Origin of the sequence: Microbispora hainanensis (assembly GCF_036186745.1) — a bacterium.
In the GTDB taxonomy this organism is placed as follows: domain Bacteria; phylum Actinomycetota; class Actinomycetes; order Streptosporangiales; family Streptosporangiaceae; genus Microbispora.
Genome location: NZ_CP108086.1, coordinates 3,032,273 through 3,047,707, shown reverse-complemented (window position 1 = coordinate 3,047,707; position 15,435 = coordinate 3,032,273). Strand labels below are relative to the sequence as shown.

Genomic DNA, 15,435 nt, shown 5'->3' with positions numbered 1-15,435 from the left:
CGCTGCCGGGCCGATGATCCACCGTGGTCAGCTCCCCGCGGGCTGCGTATCGGCGTCGAAGGTCTGTTGGTGGCGTCGGATTTCGGCCTGGTTGTCGGCCGACCACGCGGCCAGCGCCAGCACGGTCGAAAGCAACGACGTGCCCAGGCCGGTCAGCTCGTACTCGACCCTGGGCGGGACCTCGGGGTAGGCGGTTCGGCTGACGATCCCGTTGCGTCGCAGTTGCTTCAACGTCAGCGTCAGCATGCGCTGCGAGATGCCGGGGATCGCGGCGGCCAGGTCGGAGTAGCGTGTCGCGCCGTCGGCGAGGGTGCCGATGACGAGCACGCTCCACTTGTCGCCGACGAGGTCGAGAACCTCGCGGATGAAGTCCGCGTCCTGGTCGTCCCAATGGGCGCAGGGTCCCGGCGCGGCGCGCACGTCGGCCCGCACTCCGGTCCTGACCTTCCGTGTCTTCTCCGCCGCCATGCACGCCGCCCCTCTGGCGTAACCGCTTCTACACACATGAATGTGCCTTTTGTACGGGTTTTGATTCTAATGCACGATGTCGCTACGAACAGAAGGTATGTAGCCAGGAAGCGAGGGCGATTCCCGTGAAGATCGAGTTCTGGTCGGACATCGTGTGCCCGTACTGCGGGCTGATGGACCACAGGCTGCGCCAGGCACTGGACCGCTTCGCGCACGCCTCGGACGTCCACGTGGTGCATCGCTCTTTTCAGCCGCATCCCGACCTCCCTCGTGAGGGAGTGACCCAGCGGGAGCTGTTCCGCATGGCCGGAATGCCCGAGGCGACCGGCGAGCAGGTCCTGCGCCGGATCGAGGCGGCCGCCGAGGCCGAGGGACTCACGCCGTACAACGCGCTCGAACGCCGGCTGGGGCCGACCGACTTCGCCCACGAGCTTCTCGCGTACGCCGCCGGCCAGGGCCGTTCGGGCGAGATCTGGTCGGCGATGTTCCGCGCCCACTTCGGGCAGGGCCGCGACCTGTGGACCGTTGAGCAGGTGCTCGACTTCGCCTCGGAGGTGGGACTGGACCGCGACGGCGCGGCTGCCGCGCTGCACGACGGCAGATACCGGGCGCGGGTGGCCGACGACCAGCACACGGCCCAGCGCCTCGGCGCCCGCGGCACGCCGTTCATCGTCCTGGACGGAAAGTACGCCATGTCCGGCGCGATCGGCCCCGGCGAACTGCTCTCGGCCATTGGTTCCGTCTGGGAGGAGGGCCATCCGGCCGCCGTCTCCCCTCTGCCTCCGATAACCGGCGGCGACGGGGTGTGCACCCCGGACGGCTGCGTGGCCCCCGCCCCCAGCGGCGAATGATCCGTCCCGTCTCGCCGAATCCGATCAAAGGGAGAGTCTCATGTCCACAGCGTTCGAACCGATCACCATCGGCCGGCACACCGCCCGCAACAGGGTGGTCATGGCCCCGATGACGCGGAACCGCGCGTACGGGCCGGGAGCGAGCCCGACCCCGCTGATGGCGACCTACTACGCCCAGCGCGCCGACGCCGGTCTGATCATCACCGAAAGCACCCAGCCTTCGCCGATCGGGCAGGGCTTCCCGAACACGCCGGGGCTGCACAGCGCCGGACAGGTCGAGGCCTGGCGGAGGGTGACCGCCGGGGTGCACGAGCGGAACGGCTTGATCTTCGCTCAGCTCATGCACGCGGGGCGGGTCGGCCATCCCAGCCTGCACGGGGGAACGCTGACACCGGTCGGGCCGTCGCCGGTGAAGGCCGCCGGAACGGTGTTCACCATGGACGGCCCGCAGGAGTTCGTCACCCCGCGGGCGCTGGACCGGGCCGGCATCAAGGAGACCATCGAGGACTTCGCGTCGGCGGCGCGCAACGCGATCGAGGCCGGCTTCGACGGGGTGGAGTTGCACGCGGGCAGCGGCTTTCTGCTGCACCAGTTCCTATCGACGAACGCCAACCAGCGTGACGACGAGTGGGGCGGCAGCGCCCGGCGACGCGGCCGGTTCACCGTCGAGGTGGCCAGGGCCGTGGCGGACGCCGTCGGCGCCGACCGCGTCGGACTGCGGATCTGGCCGTCCCACGTCTACAACGACATCGTCGAAGACGGCCACCACGACACCTACCTCGCGCTACTCGACGCGCTCAACCCGCTCGGCCTGGCCTACCTGCACATCGCCGAAGGACCCGACACGGAGCTCACCCACCGGCTGCGGGAACGGTGGACCGGCACGCTGATTCTCAACCCGTACACCCCCGGCGCATTCACCGGGCCTGAGTCGCTGAAGCTCATCGACGACAGCGCCGCCGACCTGATCTCCTACGCCTCGCTCTTCATGGCCAACCCGGACCTGCCTCGCCGGTTGCGGACCGGCGGGCCCTTCAACGCCCCCGACTTCAGCCGGGCCTACGGCGGAGACCACAAGGGCTACACCGACTACCCGGCCCTGACTTGTCTCCAGGAAAGTGGGCCGTCTACGCTGACTAATAAATTGTGAAGTTAGGTGAGGGGCATGAGGATCTTTCTGGCCGGCGCGTCCGGCGTGATCGGGCAGCGGCTGATTCCCCGCCTGGTCAAGGCAGGGCACGTGGTCGGCGGCATGACCCGCTCACCCGGCAAGACCGAGCTACTGGCCCGGCTCGGCGCCGAGCCGATCCTGTGCGACGTCTTCGACCGCGACGCCCTCGTCAAGGCGGTCCGCGACTTCGCCCCGGACGTCATCCTGAACGAACTGACCGATCTGCCCGACGAAGCGGAGAAGCTCGATGAGCACGTGGAGCTGAACGCGCGCATCCGGACCGAGGGCAACCAGAACCTGATCGAAGCGGCACGGCAGAGCGGATCGCCGAAGATCCTCGCCCAGACCGTCGCCTGGCGGCTCCAGGCCGGCCCCGATGCCGACGCCGTCGCCGAGCTCGAACGCTCCGTACTCGCCGAGGGCGGGGTCGTGCTCAGCTACGGACAGTTCTACGGACCCGGCACCTACAACGAACAGCAGATCCCCGCCGAGCCACGCGTCCAGATCGACCACGCCGCCGACCGTACGGTGGAACTGCTCGACGCGCCGTCAGGTGTCGTCGTCATCACCGACCGGCCCGCGTAGAAATCAGGGGACATCATGCCGCTCTCATTCGAGGGTGTTCTGGCCGATCGGACCACGTGGCGGCTGGACAACTGCTCGATCGGCAGGTCGATGGAGACCATCGGCACGCGGTCGGCGATGCTGATCCTGCGCGAGGCCTTCTACGGCACGACCCGGTTCGACGACTTCGTACGGCGGACGAAGATCGGCGACGCGATCGTCGCGGCACGGCTCAAGGACCTGACCGACATCGGGGTGTTCACCAAGCAGCCCTACCGGGAGCCGGGCAAGCGGACCCGCTACGAATACCTGCTGACGGAGAAGGGCAGGGACCTGTTCCCTGCCGTCTTCGCGCTCATGCAGTGGGGCAACAAGTACCTGCAGGGTGAGGACGGCGGCCCGCTGCGTCTCGTCGAACGGGGCACCGGCGAGCCGGTCGTGATCGGCCCGCGCACCGTCTCCGGCAGGGATGTCGGCCCCGAGGACCTCGCCATCGTGGCCCACGGTGACTGGGCCGACCCGCAGAGAGGCTGATCGTGCGTCAGGCGCTGTTCGACACTCCAGGCGGAACGCCGGCGGAGTGGCCCGGAAATCCCCTGCGGAAATGGCCCATGCCCGGCATCCGCCGGACGCGTTAGCGTCTCCGCATGCCGATCCGTGCCGTGCTCTGGGACATCGACGACACTCTGTTCGACTACGCCGGCGCCGACCGCGCCGGCCTCCGCGACCATCTGGCCGCCGAAGGGCTCGCCGCGCTGTTCCCCTCCGTCGACGACGCCCTTCGTCACTGGAAGGCCCAGACAGAGCTGCACTGGGCGAGATTCATCGCGCAGGAGACCGACTTCCAGGGACAGCGCCGCGCGCGTGTCCGGGGCTTTCTCGGCGTGGACATGGACGACTCCGAAGCGGACGCCTGGTTCGATCGCTACGTGGCCCACTTCGAAGCCTGCTGGGCGCTCTTCCCCGACAGCCTCGCGACCTTGCACGAGCTCGCCACCGACTTCCGGCAAGCCGTGCTGTCGAACTCCAGGCTGGACTACCAGGAACGCAAGTTGCGCATCCTCGGCGTGCGGGATCATTTCGAGACCGTCCTGTGCGCCGCCGAACTCGGCGTGTCCAAACCCCAGGCCGCCGCCTTTCACGCGGCGTGCGACGCGCTGGAGCTGCCCCCGGGCGAGGTGCTGTACGTCGGCAACGAGCCCGACATCGACGCGGGCGGTGCGATGGCCGCCGGGCTCGCCGCGGTCTGGCTTGACCGGGACGGCGTCGGCGGGCGCTCCGAGCTGGTGCGGATCACCGATCTCGGCCAGCTTTCCCGGTTGCTGACGCCGGGACGATCCTCATGGAGCGCCGGGTAGCGCCGGCGGTGACGAGCACCGCCGGCCCCAGTGAGCGGAGAACGTGAGCGGAGAACGCTCAGTCCGCCACGATCACTTCATCTCGAACTCGGCCCGATGGACGCTGCCGTCGGCCAACGTCACCGTGAAGGTGCGCCGGCTCCCTGCCCACGACCGCGGCGTATCGACGTTGAGGTGGTAGGAACCGAGCGTGCTGATCCAGTGATACTCGGCACCCGGCGCGTCGAACGTGGCCGACGCGACCGCCGGCTCACCGTCCATCTCGCCGCCGATCGTCCACTTGATCGGGATGGTCCGGCCGGCGTTGACGACGGTGACGCCGTCCGCCTTGACCGGGGGCCTGAACCCGCCGAACGTCCCGGGCGCCGGGACGGTGACGGTGGCGGTGGCGGCCCGGGAGGCGTCGGCGGTCGAGGTGGCGGTGACCGTCAGAGTCCGCGCCTTCTCGTCGGACGCGACCGTCAGCAGCCCCTCGCCGTCGATGGTCGTGCCGGTGCTCGCGTTGCCGCTCACGCTCCACGTCACGCTCTGCGCCGGGTGGCCGTCGCCGGTCACCGTGGCGGTGAAGGAGCGCTTCTCACCCCTGGAGACGGTGACGACCGAGGGAGTGACCGACACCCCGGTCACGACCGGCGCCGGAGGCGTCGCCGTGAACGAGAAGTTGGTGTCGTCCCAGAAGTAGCCCACTCCGGTGTGGGCGTTGACGCCCCCGAAGTAGCGGTTGTCCGGGTCGTAGAAGACCGCTTCGAAATACTGGGACTGCGCGGAGTTGCGGTAGACCTCGTAGTCCATGTGGCCGTCGTCCTGCAGGTCGATGACCGCGATCGACATGGGTCCGTGGCCCAGGCCGATCACGAGGTGACCACGCACCCAGGCCGCGCTCTGGACGACGTCGTACGCGCTGTTGATGTGATAGGTCGCCAGGACGTCCCACGTGCCGTTGTACTCCCCGCCGGCGGCCGGGGCGTAGACGCCGTAACGCCCGTGCTCGATGCCGGTGGCCGGCTTGATCGTGCGTACGGTGGTGCCGTCGTCGGTCAGCATCACCGCGACGCCGGGCTGGTCGGTCCAGATCACGTTGCACTTGGCGCCGAAGTCATCGGGGACGTCGAAGGCGGTGGCGTGCACGCCGTCGAGCGTGTTCGTGCCGTCGAGGTCGATGTTCGACGCCTTGACGACGTAGAACGCCGGCGCCTGGGTGTAGCTGCTGGATCCGTTGCCGAAGATCAGGTCGCCGCTCGCCTCGTCGTAGGAGAACGAGTTGAGGTGGCCGAAGTTGTGCGTGAACGTGTGGACGAGGGTGGCCGTCTTCGCGGCGTAGTCGATGTCGTAGACGTACACGTGGCCGTTCGCGACCGTGTGGCTGTCGTCGCCGGCGGCGCCGATCCACAGCTTGCCGTCGACGACGTTGCCGCCCTGCTCGTCGTGCATCCCGGGGATGGTGAACTGCGGCGTGATGGTCGAGGCGTTCACCTTGTAGTCGTCCCGGGGGTCCAGCACGACCGTCTGAGCGTGACCCAGACGCTTCGCTCGCTCATGTCGATCGGCCGCACCGAGCCGGCGGCGTCGTGGCTGAGGACGTACGAGATCTTCGCGGTGCCTGAGGGGATCATGTAGACATACGGCGAGGCCAGGCTCTTCCAGCCGGACGACGGCGGCAGGAAGGTGCCGTCGGCGTCGTAGGCGAAGATCGTCACCGAGACGTCGGCGCCCTTGGGGCCGCCGTCGAACTTCAGCGCCTGCCAGGAGCGATCGACGGCGACCGGCGCCTTCAGGCGGATCCGCGTCGCGACGTCGCTCGCGCCGTCGCGCTTCTCCCCGGTCGCCGAGGCGATCGTCCCCTGCTCGAAGTCGTTGAACGCGGGGTCGCTCGTGGAAGGCGGAGCGACGGAATCGGGCACGACGCCGAAGATCGGCTGAAGGAAGATGAATCTTCACGAACGGGACGCCTGTGGGCCGGAACCTGCGGAGGGGTTAGCGGTGTAGAGGTAACGACCACGTACGCCCCCCTGAGGAGTCGTCCATGCTTCGCACCACGCTGACGCCGATGCTGACCTTGGCCCTGGCCTGTTCCCTGCTCGCGGGGTGTGCCGGGCAGCCGTCCGGCGGGTGTCCCGACCGGTTGTCACCGGCTCCGCTGCCCACCTGGGCCCGCACGGGATTCCACCCGCCCGACCAGGCGATGCCGTACGTCCTGGGGGACCGGGGCGACATCGTGGCCGTGCTGTTCGGCGATCGGTTGCTGTCGCCGCCGGAGGAAAATCGCGGCAACAAGATCCTCTGGGTGTCGCGGGTGTCCCAGGACGGGGATCCCCTGCGGATCGAGGCGCGCCTCGACGGCTCGGGTGCTCCCGTCGTACGCGAGGTGCCCGGCGGGCCCGGCCCGTCGGGCGTCGACCTGCCGAAAGCGGGCTGCTGGCACCTGACGTTGCGCTGGTCGGGCCACGTCGACACCCTCAGGCTGCGGTACGTCCATCCGTGAACGTGGGGCGGCGGACGCTGTGCGGCGCCCGCCGCCCCGAGGGGATTACTGCGGGGCGGGCTGGAGCGCGCGGCCGCCGCCGAACGCCTTCACGCGGCAGGTGTCCTGGATCTTGGCGATGTCGACGTCGTCGCCGGGGACGCTCGCGTACCGCCAGCCGATCTTGGCGGGGGCGGGCGCCTTGACGAGGTGGACGTCGAAGCCGTGGTCCTGCAGGCACTTGGCCTCGATGCGGACGCTCTTGGCGTAGTGCGGGTTCTTGGCCGGGTCGAGCTCCGGCGGCAGCAGCGGCCGCAGGCGCTCGCAGGCGGCCCGCGCGGACTTCTCGGCCGCCTTGGACCAGGTGCCCTTGCTCGGCATGCCGTGCTTGGTCAGGCACCGGGCGTACGCCTCGCGGAACTTGCGCACCTCGGCGGCGGAGCTGTTCAGGCGCAGCTGCGCGCGGGACTTCGTGGTGTGGGCGGGCTTGGGCTTGGACACGGTCTGCGCCGCGACCGGCCGGGCGGCCGACGCGTGACCGGCGGAGACGGGAGCGGGGGTGCCGGGGGCCCCCGCAGCCTCGGCGGTACCACAGGCGGTGAGGACGCCGCAGGCCAGGGCGGCGAAGGAGATCGCGGTGACGTGTCGTGCGGACATGCGCCGCTCGGTTCGGTTGCTCATGCCGGAGACAATGGCCGAGCAATGTCAGGAACCTGTCAGGAACCTTTGGCCGGCAGATGAGCAGGGGCGAGGCGGTCCTCGGGCCCACCTACTATCGCCAACTGTGGGTGCATATGTCCTGATAGCAGAGGACGACGTCAAGCAGGCCGAGCTCATCCGCCGCTATCTGGAGCGGGAGGGCCACGAGGTCGACGCCGTCCATGACGGCCGCGCGGCCCTGGATGCGGTACGCCGGCGGGCCCCCGACCTGCTGGTGCTCGACGTGATGATGCCCAAGGTCGACGGACTGGACGTCTGCCGCATCCTGCGCGCCGAGTCGGACCTCCCGGTGCTGATGCTGACCGCCCGTTCCACCGAGGACGACCTGCTGCTCGGCCTGGACCTCGGCGCGGACGACTACATGACCAAGCCGTACAGTCCGCGCGAGCTGATGGCGCGCGTCCGCACGCTGCTCAGGCGCGCCCGTGCCGTCGCCGTCCCGGCCCGGCCGCCCGCGCCGGTGCTGAGGGCCGGGGCCCTGGTCGTCGACCCCGACCGCCACGAGGTCAGCGTGGACGGCGTGCCCGTCGAGTGCACCCCCGGCGAGTTCGCGGTGCTGGAGCTGCTCGTCAGCGAGCCGGGACGGGTGTTCACCCGCGAGCAGATCCTCACCCGGCTGCACGGGTTCGACCGCTACATCACCTCGCGCACCGTGGACGTCCACATCATGAACCTCCGCCGGAAGATCGAGCCCACGCCGCGCCGTCCCGTACGGCTCCTCACCGTCTATGGGGTGGGCTACAAGCTCGCCGACGACCGGCGGGACGCGCGCGATGCGGACTGACGTGCCGCTGCACCGCAGCCTGCTGGTGCGGGTGCTCGCGGTCTCCGTGCTGGTGTCGGTCTGCTCGATCGCGGCCACGGCCTGGCTGACCGCGCGGAGCACCACCGTGGCGATCAGGCAGGAACAGGGACAGGCGCTCACCGACGACGCCCGCACGTACGACACCCTGCTCGGCTACGCGGCCGCCCACCCCGGCTGGGACGGCGCGGGGAAGATCGTGCAACAGTTGGCGCGCGAGACCGGCCGCCGCGTCACGATCACCACCGAGCAGCGCGTGCCGCTCGTGGACTCCGACACCGGGCCGCCCGCGACCCTGCCCGCGCGGCCGACCACGTCGATCGACCCGCTGCACATGGACACGGCCCTCGCGGCCGCGTCCGGTTCGTCCCTGACCACCGGGTACTCGGACGCATCGCAGGGCGAGGCCATGGCGGCCGTGACCGACCACATCGACCCGCGCGCCGTTGGCCCCTTCCTACTGCCGCGCAAGGAACGCGACGCCCTGCGCGTCGCCGCCGAACGGCGTGCCGCCTGCCTGCGCGACGCCTTCGGCACCGTCGCCACGATCGCCTACAGCCCGAGCGGACGACCGGTGCTCGACACCCGGGGCGCGCGGCCGTACTCCGATACCCGGTGCCCGAGCACCGTCCTCGACCGGCCGACCGCCACCGAGGCCAAGGGCCCTCGCGGCGCTGCAGAAGCTCGTCGACAGTTGCCTGGAGCGGCGGCACGAGTCGAACGTGCGGCTCAACCTCGACTTCAGCTGGACGCGGGTGCCCGGAGCCGTGCCCGCCCAGGCGGCGGACGACGGCCCCCGCGGCGGCGTCGTCCCGGAATGCGTCGCCGGCAGCCGCCGCGAGCAGCTCACGCCGTACGTCGCCCCGCCCGCGCTGCTCTTCCTCAGCAGCCGAGGCGGCGACACGTCCACCGTCTTCGACCTGTCGCCGGAGAACCAGGCCCGCATCGCCGGCGTCGCCGCCCTCGTGCTGCTGATCACCGTCACCGCCAGCGTCATGGCCGGCACCCGGCTGAGCCGCCCCCTGCGGGCGCTCACCGACGCCGTACGGCAGATGGAGGAAGGGCGCGCCGCCCGCGTGGAGGTCAAGGGGAAGGACGAGATCGGCAGGCTCGCCGCGGCCTTCAACGCCATGGCCGAGCGGCGCGAACGACTGGAGGAGCTGCGCAAGGCGATGGTCGGCGACGTCGCCCACGAGCTGCGGACGCCGCTGAGCAACATCCGCGGCTGGCTGGAGGCCGCCCAGGACGGGCTCGCCGACCCCGATCCGGAGCTCGTGGCGTCGCTGCTGGAGGAGGCCCTCCTGCTCCAGCGCGTCATCGACGACCTCCAGGACCTGGCGGTGGCCGACGCGGGCGAGCTGAGAATGCACACCGAGCCGGTCGACGTGGCCGACCTGCTCACCCAGGTCGCGACCGCCCACCGGGGCGGCGCGGAGGCCGCCGGCGTCACCCTGCTGACGAAGGCCGACGGCCGCCTCCATCTGGTCGCCGATCCCGTACGACTGCGCCAGATGGTGGGCAACCTCGTCTCCAACGCCGTACGGCACACCCCGCCCGGCGGCACCGTGAGCCTGCTCGCCCGCCATGACGGCGGCGACGTGGTGATCGACGTCGCCGACACCGGCAGCGGGATCGCGCCCGGCGACCTCCCGCTGGTCTTCGAGAGGTTCTGGCGGGTGGAGAAGTCGCGCAGCAGGCGGAGCGGTGGCAGCGGGCTCGGCCTGCCCATCGCCCGCAAGCTCGCCGAGGCCCATGGCGGGTCGCTCAGCGCCACCAGCGTCGTCGGCGTAGGTTCCACCTTCACCCTCCGGCTCCCCGCTTGACCGAAGTCCGCCCGGCTTTGACTAACGTGGCACCTGTGACCACCGATGATGAGCGTGACGCTCTGGCGCGGGAGCTGCTTCGTCTGAGCCTTCCTGAACTGGTGGACGTACTCCGTCGTGTGCTGCCCGCTCACGCGGAACACGGCACCACCATGCCCTCTACGCTGGTCCTTGCCGAAGTCTCCCGGCCACCAGGCGGAGACTCGTCATCGGCTCAGCCCTTCATCGAGGCAGTCGCCTGGCCGGACCGGGACTACTACGACGGTGACTTCGGGCCGAATGCGGCGAATCTCGAGCAAGGCAGCTGCCCCGACTGCGGCCTGGAGGCGACGTCCACGGCCAAGCTCGCCTTCTGTCCGCTGTGCGGGACACTCTGCCGGCTCACCTAGAGCGGCTCGCGTCGGTGGACGCCGACCGGCTCAGGGAGGCGTAGTCGGGCAGCTCGAAGTGGCCGCCCGCCATCTTCTCCCCCATCTTGGCCATCGACCTGAGCAGGAAGCTCCGCTTGAACAACTGGTTGCGCAGCCACAGACCCTTGCGGGTGCGCGGTGCCAGGAAGGGCCCGGCGTTGTTGCCGTCGGCGGCCTTGATGAACGGGCGCATGGTCTTCTCGTAGCGCTCGAAGGCCGTACGGTGGTCGGCCTGGCTCAGCTCGCCCGCCAGCACGTAGGCGCCGACCAGGGCCAGGCCGGTGCCGACGCCACCGAGAGTGTTGGCCGCGGCGGCGTCGCCGAGCAGCACGATCCTGCCCTTCGAGAAGCGCTCGATCGCGACCTGGGCGATGGCGTCGACGTACACGTCCTTCGAACGGGCCAGCTTGGCCAGGATCTCGGGCACCCGCCAGCCCCCATCGCGGTAGGCGTCGATCAGGATCTGCTTCTGCTCGGCCGCCGAGTAGCGGTCGTAGGTCAGCTGAGGCGAGGCGAAGCAGAAGAAGACGGGCGCCTTGGGGCCGCCGATGGAGACGAGCCTGCCCGGCTCGTTGTACATCACCGGCTCGTCCACGACACGCTCCATGTCCACCAGCGCGTAGTAGTGACCCATGTGCTTCACGTAGTTCGACTCCGGGCCGAACGCCAGGCGGCGCACGTTGGAGTGGATGCCGTCCGCGCCGACGACCACGTCGAAGGTCCGGGGCGCGCCCTTTTCGAACGTCACCTGGACGCCCGAGGCGGTCTCGGTGAGCGAGGTGATCGAGTCGCCGAAGATGTACTGGCAGGTGTCACGAGTGCGCTCGTAGAGGATCTCCGCCAGGTCGCCGCGGAGAATCTCCAGGTCGCCACCGGTGAACCAGCCCGGCATGACCGTGATCCGCTTGCCGTACGAGTCGATGACCGTCTGGTCGGTGCCCCCGGTCTGGCGGCGCTGGATCTCCTCCAGGATGCCCATGCGGCGGAGGAGCTCCATGTGGGTCTCGCCCTTGAAGTCGATGGCCTGGCCGCCGGTGCGGAGGGCTGGGGCCTTCTCCACAACGGTGACCTGGGCGCCGGAGCGGGCCAGCCAGTAGGCGAGGGCGGGGCCCGCGATGCTGGCGCCGGAGATGAGGACCGAGGTGTGCTTGTTCGTCATGGCTCTACCTTCGGAAACCCCGCTGACGACTCACCGACCATCCGCTGACGACCGTCTGACCCCCGACGTCCGTGCGGGGTGGCTCTGGTGCGTGCGCAGCCGGGCCTCGGCGTGCTTGCGGAAGGCGGTGACCAGGCGATTGCGGTCGCCGGCCCGGGTGGCGAGGACGACCTGGCTCGGCTCGACGTCGCGCAGCGGGATGGTGGTCAGCCCGGGGTGCAGGCCGGTGGCGTAGTCGAGGGGCGGGCCGATGGCCACGGCGGCGCCGGCGGCGATGAGCTCGTGCTTGTCCTCGAGGTCCTCGACGAGCGGGCCGTCCGGGGCCGGGCTCCCGTCGGGGCGCGGGTCCACGCGCCAGTAGGCGTTGAGCAGCGGATCGGACTGGCGGACGTGGGGGATCGGCTCGCCGGCGATGTCGTCGAGGGTGACCCATTCGCGGCCGACGAGAGGGTGGTCGAGCGGGACGACCAGGACGCGGGGCTCGTCGTAGAGGACCGTGACGTGCAGCTGGTCGGTGGCGAACGGCAGCCGCGTGACGACCGCGTCGACGCGATGGTCGAGGAGCGCCGCTCGTGAGTCGTTCCAGGCCAGCAGGCGGGTCTTCACCTCGGCTTCCGGCTCGGCCTTGCGCAGCGCGCGTACGGCGGGGGTGATGAACAGGCCGCGGGTGTAGCCGATGGTGATCTCGCGCGGCCGGGCGGCGGCCCGGGTCTGCGCCATGGCCTGGCCGGCCGCGCGCAGCAGCCCGGTCGCCAGGGGCAGGAAGACCTCGCCCGCCTCGGACAGGTGGGTGCCGCGCGTCGTACGGTCGAGCAACCGCACGCCGAGCTGCTGCTCGAGCCGCCGGATCTGACGGCTCAGCGACGGCTGGGTGGTGTGCAGGGCCTCCGCCGCGCGGCCGAAGTGGCGATGCTCGGCGACGACGACGAAGCACCGCACCAGTCTCAGGTCGAGGTCGACGGGGGCGGGGAGCACACCAGCAGGCTAGCCCACCTGCGGTGATACGGGGATCGTATTACCTGTTGCGCAACTTTCATTGGACGCGCCGGTGACCGCGAACGCATGGTCGATCTGCCGAGCCCGGCTCCTCAGGCCGGGCGATGACCACCGTTCACGGAGAAACCGAAAGACCATGCAAGCAGACACGGCTCGCCACGACGGCGTCCAGCCGTTCCATATCCACATCCCGGACAGCGCGCTGGCCGACCTGAGAGAGCGGCTGGCCCGGGTACGCCTGCCCGACCAGGAGACCGTGCCGGACGCCGCCCAGGGCGTGCAGCTCGGCCGGCTCCGGGAGCTCCTGCACCACTGGGCCACCAAATACGACTGGCGCACGATCGAGCGGCACCTCAACGACCTCGGCCAGTTCCGCACCACGATCGACGGCCAGGGCATCCACTTCACGCACGTCCGCTCACCGCACCAGAACGCGACACCCTTGTTGCTGCTGCACGGCTGGCCCGGATCGTTCCTGGAGTTCCTGAAGGTGATCGGCCCGCTGACCGATCCGGTCGCGCACGGCGGGGACGCGCGGGACGCCTTCCACGTCGTCGTCCCGTCCATGCCCGGCTACGGGTTCTCGGACATCCCCAGCACCGGCGGCTGGACCCCGGACCGGATCGCCGCCGCGTACGCGGTGCTGATGCGGCGCCTCGGCTACGACTCCTACCTGGCGCAGGGCGGCGACTGGGGCGGCGTGGTGGCCACCCGCATGGGGAAGCAGCGCCCTGACGGCCTGCGCGCCGTCCACCTCAACTTCCCCGAGTTCCTCGCCCTGCCGCCGGTCGGCGACGAGCCGACCAGGGAAGAGGCCGCGGCCCTGGCCCAGGGCGAGGCGTTCGCCCGCGTCCACTCCGGCTACCACCTGCTGCAGCGCACCCGGCCGCAGACCATCGGCTACGCCCTGACCGACTCCCCGGCCGGTCAGGCCGCCTGGATCTACGAGAAGTTCCTCGACTGGGCCGCCCCCGGCGCCTTCACCCTGGACGAGATGCTCGACCATATCTCCCTGTACTGGCTGACCGGGACGGCCACCTCATCCGCCCGCCTCTACTGGGAGTACGCCCAGGAGCCGCTCGGGCTGACCGAGCTGGACCTGCCGGTGGGCGTGAGCGTCTTCCCGAACGAGCTGACCCGCACCCCGCGGATCTGGGCCGAACGCGCCTTCCACGACCTGCGCTACTTCAACGACGACATCCCCGCCGGCGGCCACTTCGCGGCGTTCGAGCAGCCCGGCCTGTTCGTCGAGGAGGTACGCGCGTTCGCGCGGGCGATCGGGGAGTCCGCATGAGGTGGGTCACGTACCGCTCGTCCGACGGGTCGGAGCGCTGCGGGCTGGTGCAGGGAAACAAGATCCTCGGCCACACCCCGGGAATGACCTTGCTGGACGTGCTGCGCTCCGGTGAGGGCCTGGAGGCGGCCGCCGCCCCTGTGACGTCGAACCCGGCCGAGATCGTGGACCTGGCCTGGGCGGACCTCCTCGCGCCGATCCCGGTGCCGCCCTCGGTCCGCGACTTCGCCGCCTTCGAACGGCACGTCGCCGGCGCCGCCGGCGGCACGATCAGCCAGGTCTGGTACGACGAGCCGATCTTCCACTTCTCGAACCCGGCCGCGATCCGGGGCCCGCGCGACGACGTCCCCGTCCCGGCCGCGACCACGGCGTGGGACTACGAGGTCGAGGTCGCCGCCGTCATCGCCGACGACTGCTCCGACCTGGACCCGGCCACCGCCGAGGACCACATCGCCGGGTACGTCGTCTACTGCGACTGGAGCGCCCGCGACCTCTCCGCCCGGGAGATGGGCTTCGTCTTCGGCCCCTCCAAGAGCAAGGACGCCGCCACCAGCCTCGGCCCGTACCTGGTCACGCCCGACGAACTGGAGCCCCACCGGTCGGGCAAGGGCTACAAGCTCGCGATGAACGGCTACGTCAACGGCGAGCTGTACGGAGGCGGCGGCTGGGACGAGATCCACTGGTCGTTCGGCGAGCTGCTGGCGCACGCGTCGCGGGACACCACGCTGCGGGCCGGCGACATCATCGCCAGCGGTCCCGTCGGCACCGGCTGCATCCTGGAGCTGGCCGGGCGGCGCGACTACCTGACGCCCGGCGACACCGTCCGGGTCGAGGTCGAGCAGCTCGGCGCGGTCGAGGCGCGGATCGTCGCGAAGGGCGACACGCGCGTACCGGAGATGAAGATCTCGCGGAGCATCCTGATCGCCGCTCCCGCCGCCGCCGTGTTCGACGTGATCGCCGACCCCCACCGGCACACCACTTCGACGGGTCCGGCACGGTCGCGGGCACGATCACCGGTCCCGCCCGCCTCACCCTGGGCGCGGAGTTCAGCGTCTCGATGGTGCTGTTCGACGTGCCGTACGAGGTGACGAACACCGTGGTCGAGTACGAGGAGAACCGCCGCATCGCCTGGGCGCACCCGGGCCGGCACCGCTGGCGCTACGAGCTGGAGGAGGCCGAGGGCGGCACCTTGGTCACCGAGACCTGCGACTTCACCACCTCGCCGCAGGGAGAGCGCGTCGCGGGATCCGCCTGGGGCCGGCGGGATGCCGAGGCCATCGAGAAGACCCTGCCGCGGCTCAAAGCGCTGGTCGAGAACGGCCGCCTTCCTGGCAGGCCATGACATCGGAGAGGAGTTT

At 70.4% G+C, this 15,435-nt stretch carries 19 protein-coding genes; 12 read left to right on the top strand and 7 right to left on the bottom strand.

The features are described 5' to 3' along the window. Positions 1-27: 27 nt before the first annotated feature. Complete coding sequence (locus OHB01_RS14370) at positions 28-468, bottom strand: winged helix-turn-helix transcriptional regulator (protein ID WP_142622504.1); 441 nt, start codon at positions 466-468, stop codon at positions 28-30. 125 nt (positions 469-593) lie between these two features. Here OHB01_RS14370 and OHB01_RS14365 point away from each other — a divergent pair, with 125 nt between their 5' ends. The 5 genes from OHB01_RS14365 (at position 594) to OHB01_RS14345 (ending at position 4,412) form a co-directional block, all read left to right on the top strand. Further along, positions 594-1,319, top strand: a complete 726-nt coding sequence (locus OHB01_RS14365) for a DsbA family protein (protein ID WP_328855512.1) — start codon at positions 594-596, stop codon at positions 1,317-1,319. A gap of 40 nt (positions 1,320-1,359) precedes the next feature. Beyond that, positions 1,360-2,469, top strand: coding sequence for an alkene reductase (locus OHB01_RS14360; protein WP_147942697.1), 1,110 nt, complete (start codon positions 1,360-1,362; stop codon positions 2,467-2,469). Positions 2,470-2,484: 15 nt separating this feature from the next. After that, entirely contained in the window at positions 2,485-3,075 is a 591-nt protein-coding gene (locus OHB01_RS14355) for an NAD-dependent epimerase/dehydratase family protein (protein WP_142651327.1), read from the top strand. A gap of 15 nt (positions 3,076-3,090) precedes the next feature. Further along, positions 3,091-3,588 carry a winged helix-turn-helix transcriptional regulator gene (locus tag OHB01_RS14350; protein WP_142651328.1) on the top strand — a complete coding sequence of 166 codons (498 nt, stop codon included), beginning with the start codon at positions 3,091-3,093 and terminating at the stop codon, positions 3,586-3,588. Positions 3,589-3,701: 113 nt separating this feature from the next. Further along, the gene (locus tag OHB01_RS14345) at positions 3,702-4,412 is read left to right on the top strand and encodes an HAD family hydrolase (RefSeq protein WP_328855511.1); all 711 of its coding nucleotides are present in this window, start codon (positions 3,702-3,704) and stop codon (positions 4,410-4,412) included. A gap of 72 nt (positions 4,413-4,484) precedes the next feature. Here the strand turns inward: OHB01_RS14345 and OHB01_RS14340 are convergent, their stop codons facing one another. Beyond that, positions 4,485-5,912, bottom strand: coding sequence for a PxKF domain-containing protein (locus OHB01_RS14340; protein WP_328855510.1), 1,428 nt, complete (start codon positions 5,910-5,912; stop codon positions 4,485-4,487). Continuing rightward, entirely contained in the window at positions 5,882-6,313 is a 432-nt protein-coding gene (locus OHB01_RS14335; RefSeq protein ID WP_328855509.1) for a hypothetical protein, read from the bottom strand. Before OHB01_RS14335 ends, OHB01_RS14340 begins: the two co-directional genes overlap by 31 nt. A 122-nt stretch (positions 6,314-6,435) precedes the next feature. Between OHB01_RS14335 and OHB01_RS14330 the strand changes: the two genes are divergently transcribed. Beyond that, a complete protein-coding gene (locus OHB01_RS14330) occupies positions 6,436-6,894 on the top strand; it encodes a hypothetical protein (protein ID WP_222709436.1) in 459 nt (152 codons plus the stop codon). 45 nt (positions 6,895-6,939) lie between these two features. Here the strand turns inward: OHB01_RS14330 and OHB01_RS14325 are convergent, their stop codons facing one another. After that, a complete protein-coding gene (locus OHB01_RS14325) occupies positions 6,940-7,554 on the bottom strand; it encodes a hypothetical protein (protein ID WP_142651331.1) in 615 nt (204 codons plus the stop codon). A 103-nt stretch (positions 7,555-7,657) separates the two neighbouring features. Here OHB01_RS14325 and OHB01_RS14320 point away from each other — a divergent pair, with 103 nt between their 5' ends. Further along, a complete protein-coding gene (locus OHB01_RS14320; RefSeq protein WP_142651332.1) occupies positions 7,658-8,377 on the top strand; it encodes a response regulator transcription factor in 720 nt (239 codons plus the stop codon). 174 nt (positions 8,378-8,551) lie between these two features. Here OHB01_RS14320 and OHB01_RS14315 read toward each other — a convergent pair whose 3' ends face one another. Beyond that, entirely contained in the window at positions 8,552-8,827 is a 276-nt protein-coding gene (locus OHB01_RS14315) for a hypothetical protein (protein ID WP_328855508.1), read from the bottom strand. Between the two features lie 290 nt (positions 8,828-9,117). On the opposite strand from OHB01_RS14315, the gene OHB01_RS14310 reads away from it, so the two are divergent. Both OHB01_RS14310 and OHB01_RS14305 read left to right on the top strand, forming a co-directional pair. Further along, the gene (locus tag OHB01_RS14310) at positions 9,118-10,218 is read left to right on the top strand and encodes a HAMP domain-containing sensor histidine kinase (RefSeq protein WP_328855507.1); all 1,101 of its coding nucleotides are present in this window, start codon (positions 9,118-9,120) and stop codon (positions 10,216-10,218) included. Positions 10,219-10,253: 35 nt separating this feature from the next. Continuing rightward, a complete protein-coding gene (locus tag OHB01_RS14305) occupies positions 10,254-10,607 on the top strand; it encodes a hypothetical protein (protein ID WP_147942692.1) in 354 nt (117 codons plus the stop codon). Here the strand turns inward: OHB01_RS14305 and OHB01_RS14300 are convergent. Together OHB01_RS14300 and OHB01_RS14295 are read right to left on the bottom strand one after the other, a co-directional pair. Next, positions 10,600-11,787: an FAD-dependent monooxygenase gene (locus OHB01_RS14300; protein WP_147942691.1), complete on the bottom strand. Its 1,188-nt coding sequence runs from the start codon at positions 11,785-11,787 to the stop codon at positions 10,600-10,602. The genes OHB01_RS14305 and OHB01_RS14300 overlap by 8 nt on opposite strands. Before the next feature lie 30 nt (positions 11,788-11,817). Then, on the bottom strand, positions 11,818-12,762 hold the full coding sequence (locus OHB01_RS14295; protein WP_142651336.1) for a LysR family transcriptional regulator: 945 nt from the start codon (positions 12,760-12,762) through the stop codon (positions 11,818-11,820). Between the two features lie 157 nt (positions 12,763-12,919). On the opposite strand from OHB01_RS14295, the gene OHB01_RS14290 reads away from it, so the two are divergent. From OHB01_RS14290 to OHB01_RS14280, 3 genes are read left to right on the top strand one after another with little or no spacing between them, the layout of a single operon-like run. Further along, positions 12,920-14,077, top strand: a complete 1,158-nt coding sequence (locus OHB01_RS14290) for an epoxide hydrolase family protein (RefSeq protein ID WP_142651337.1) — start codon at positions 12,920-12,922, stop codon at positions 14,075-14,077. Continuing rightward, positions 14,074-15,165 (top strand): fumarylacetoacetate hydrolase family protein, encoded by a 1,092-nt coding sequence (locus OHB01_RS14285; RefSeq protein ID WP_328855506.1) that lies wholly within the window; start codon positions 14,074-14,076, stop codon positions 15,163-15,165. Before OHB01_RS14290 ends, OHB01_RS14285 begins: the two co-directional genes overlap by 4 nt. Beyond that, positions 15,135-15,419 (top strand): SRPBCC family protein, encoded by a 285-nt coding sequence (locus OHB01_RS14280; protein WP_328855505.1) that lies wholly within the window; start codon positions 15,135-15,137, stop codon positions 15,417-15,419. Before OHB01_RS14285 ends, OHB01_RS14280 begins: the two co-directional genes overlap by 31 nt. The last annotated feature ends 16 nt before the right edge of the window (positions 15,420-15,435 follow it).

What these genes read in the sequence shown, in the direction of transcription:
- OHB01_RS14330 (WP_222709436.1), top strand. Translation starts at nt 6,436, where the DNA reads ATGCTTCGCACCACGCTGACGCCGATGCTGACCTTGGCCCTGGCCTGT.
- OHB01_RS14345 (WP_328855511.1), top strand. Translation starts at nt 3,702, where the DNA reads ATGCCGATCCGTGCCGTGCTCTGGGACATCGACGACACTCTGTTCGAC.
- OHB01_RS14300 (WP_147942691.1), bottom strand. Translation starts at nt 11,787, where the DNA reads ATGACGAACAAGCACACCTCGGTCCTCATCTCCGGCGCCAGCATCGCG.
- OHB01_RS14315 (WP_328855508.1), bottom strand. Translation starts at nt 8,827, where the DNA reads ATGTGGTCGGTCACGGCCGCCATGGCCTCGCCCTGCGATGCGTCCGAG.
- OHB01_RS14290 (WP_142651337.1), top strand. Translation starts at nt 12,920, where the DNA reads ATGCAAGCAGACACGGCTCGCCACGACGGCGTCCAGCCGTTCCATATC.
- OHB01_RS14360 (WP_147942697.1), top strand. Translation starts at nt 1,360, where the DNA reads ATGTCCACAGCGTTCGAACCGATCACCATCGGCCGGCACACCGCCCGC.
- OHB01_RS14355 (WP_142651327.1), top strand. Translation starts at nt 2,485, where the DNA reads ATGAGGATCTTTCTGGCCGGCGCGTCCGGCGTGATCGGGCAGCGGCTG.
- OHB01_RS14280 (WP_328855505.1), top strand. Translation starts at nt 15,135, where the DNA reads ATGGTGCTGTTCGACGTGCCGTACGAGGTGACGAACACCGTGGTCGAG.
- OHB01_RS14370 (WP_142622504.1), bottom strand. Translation starts at nt 468, where the DNA reads ATGGCGGCGGAGAAGACACGGAAGGTCAGGACCGGAGTGCGGGCCGAC.
- OHB01_RS14285 (WP_328855506.1), top strand. Translation starts at nt 14,074, where the DNA reads ATGAGGTGGGTCACGTACCGCTCGTCCGACGGGTCGGAGCGCTGCGGG.
- OHB01_RS14325 (WP_142651331.1), bottom strand. Translation starts at nt 7,554, where the DNA reads ATGAGCAACCGAACCGAGCGGCGCATGTCCGCACGACACGTCACCGCG.
- OHB01_RS14350 (WP_142651328.1), top strand. Translation starts at nt 3,091, where the DNA reads ATGCCGCTCTCATTCGAGGGTGTTCTGGCCGATCGGACCACGTGGCGG.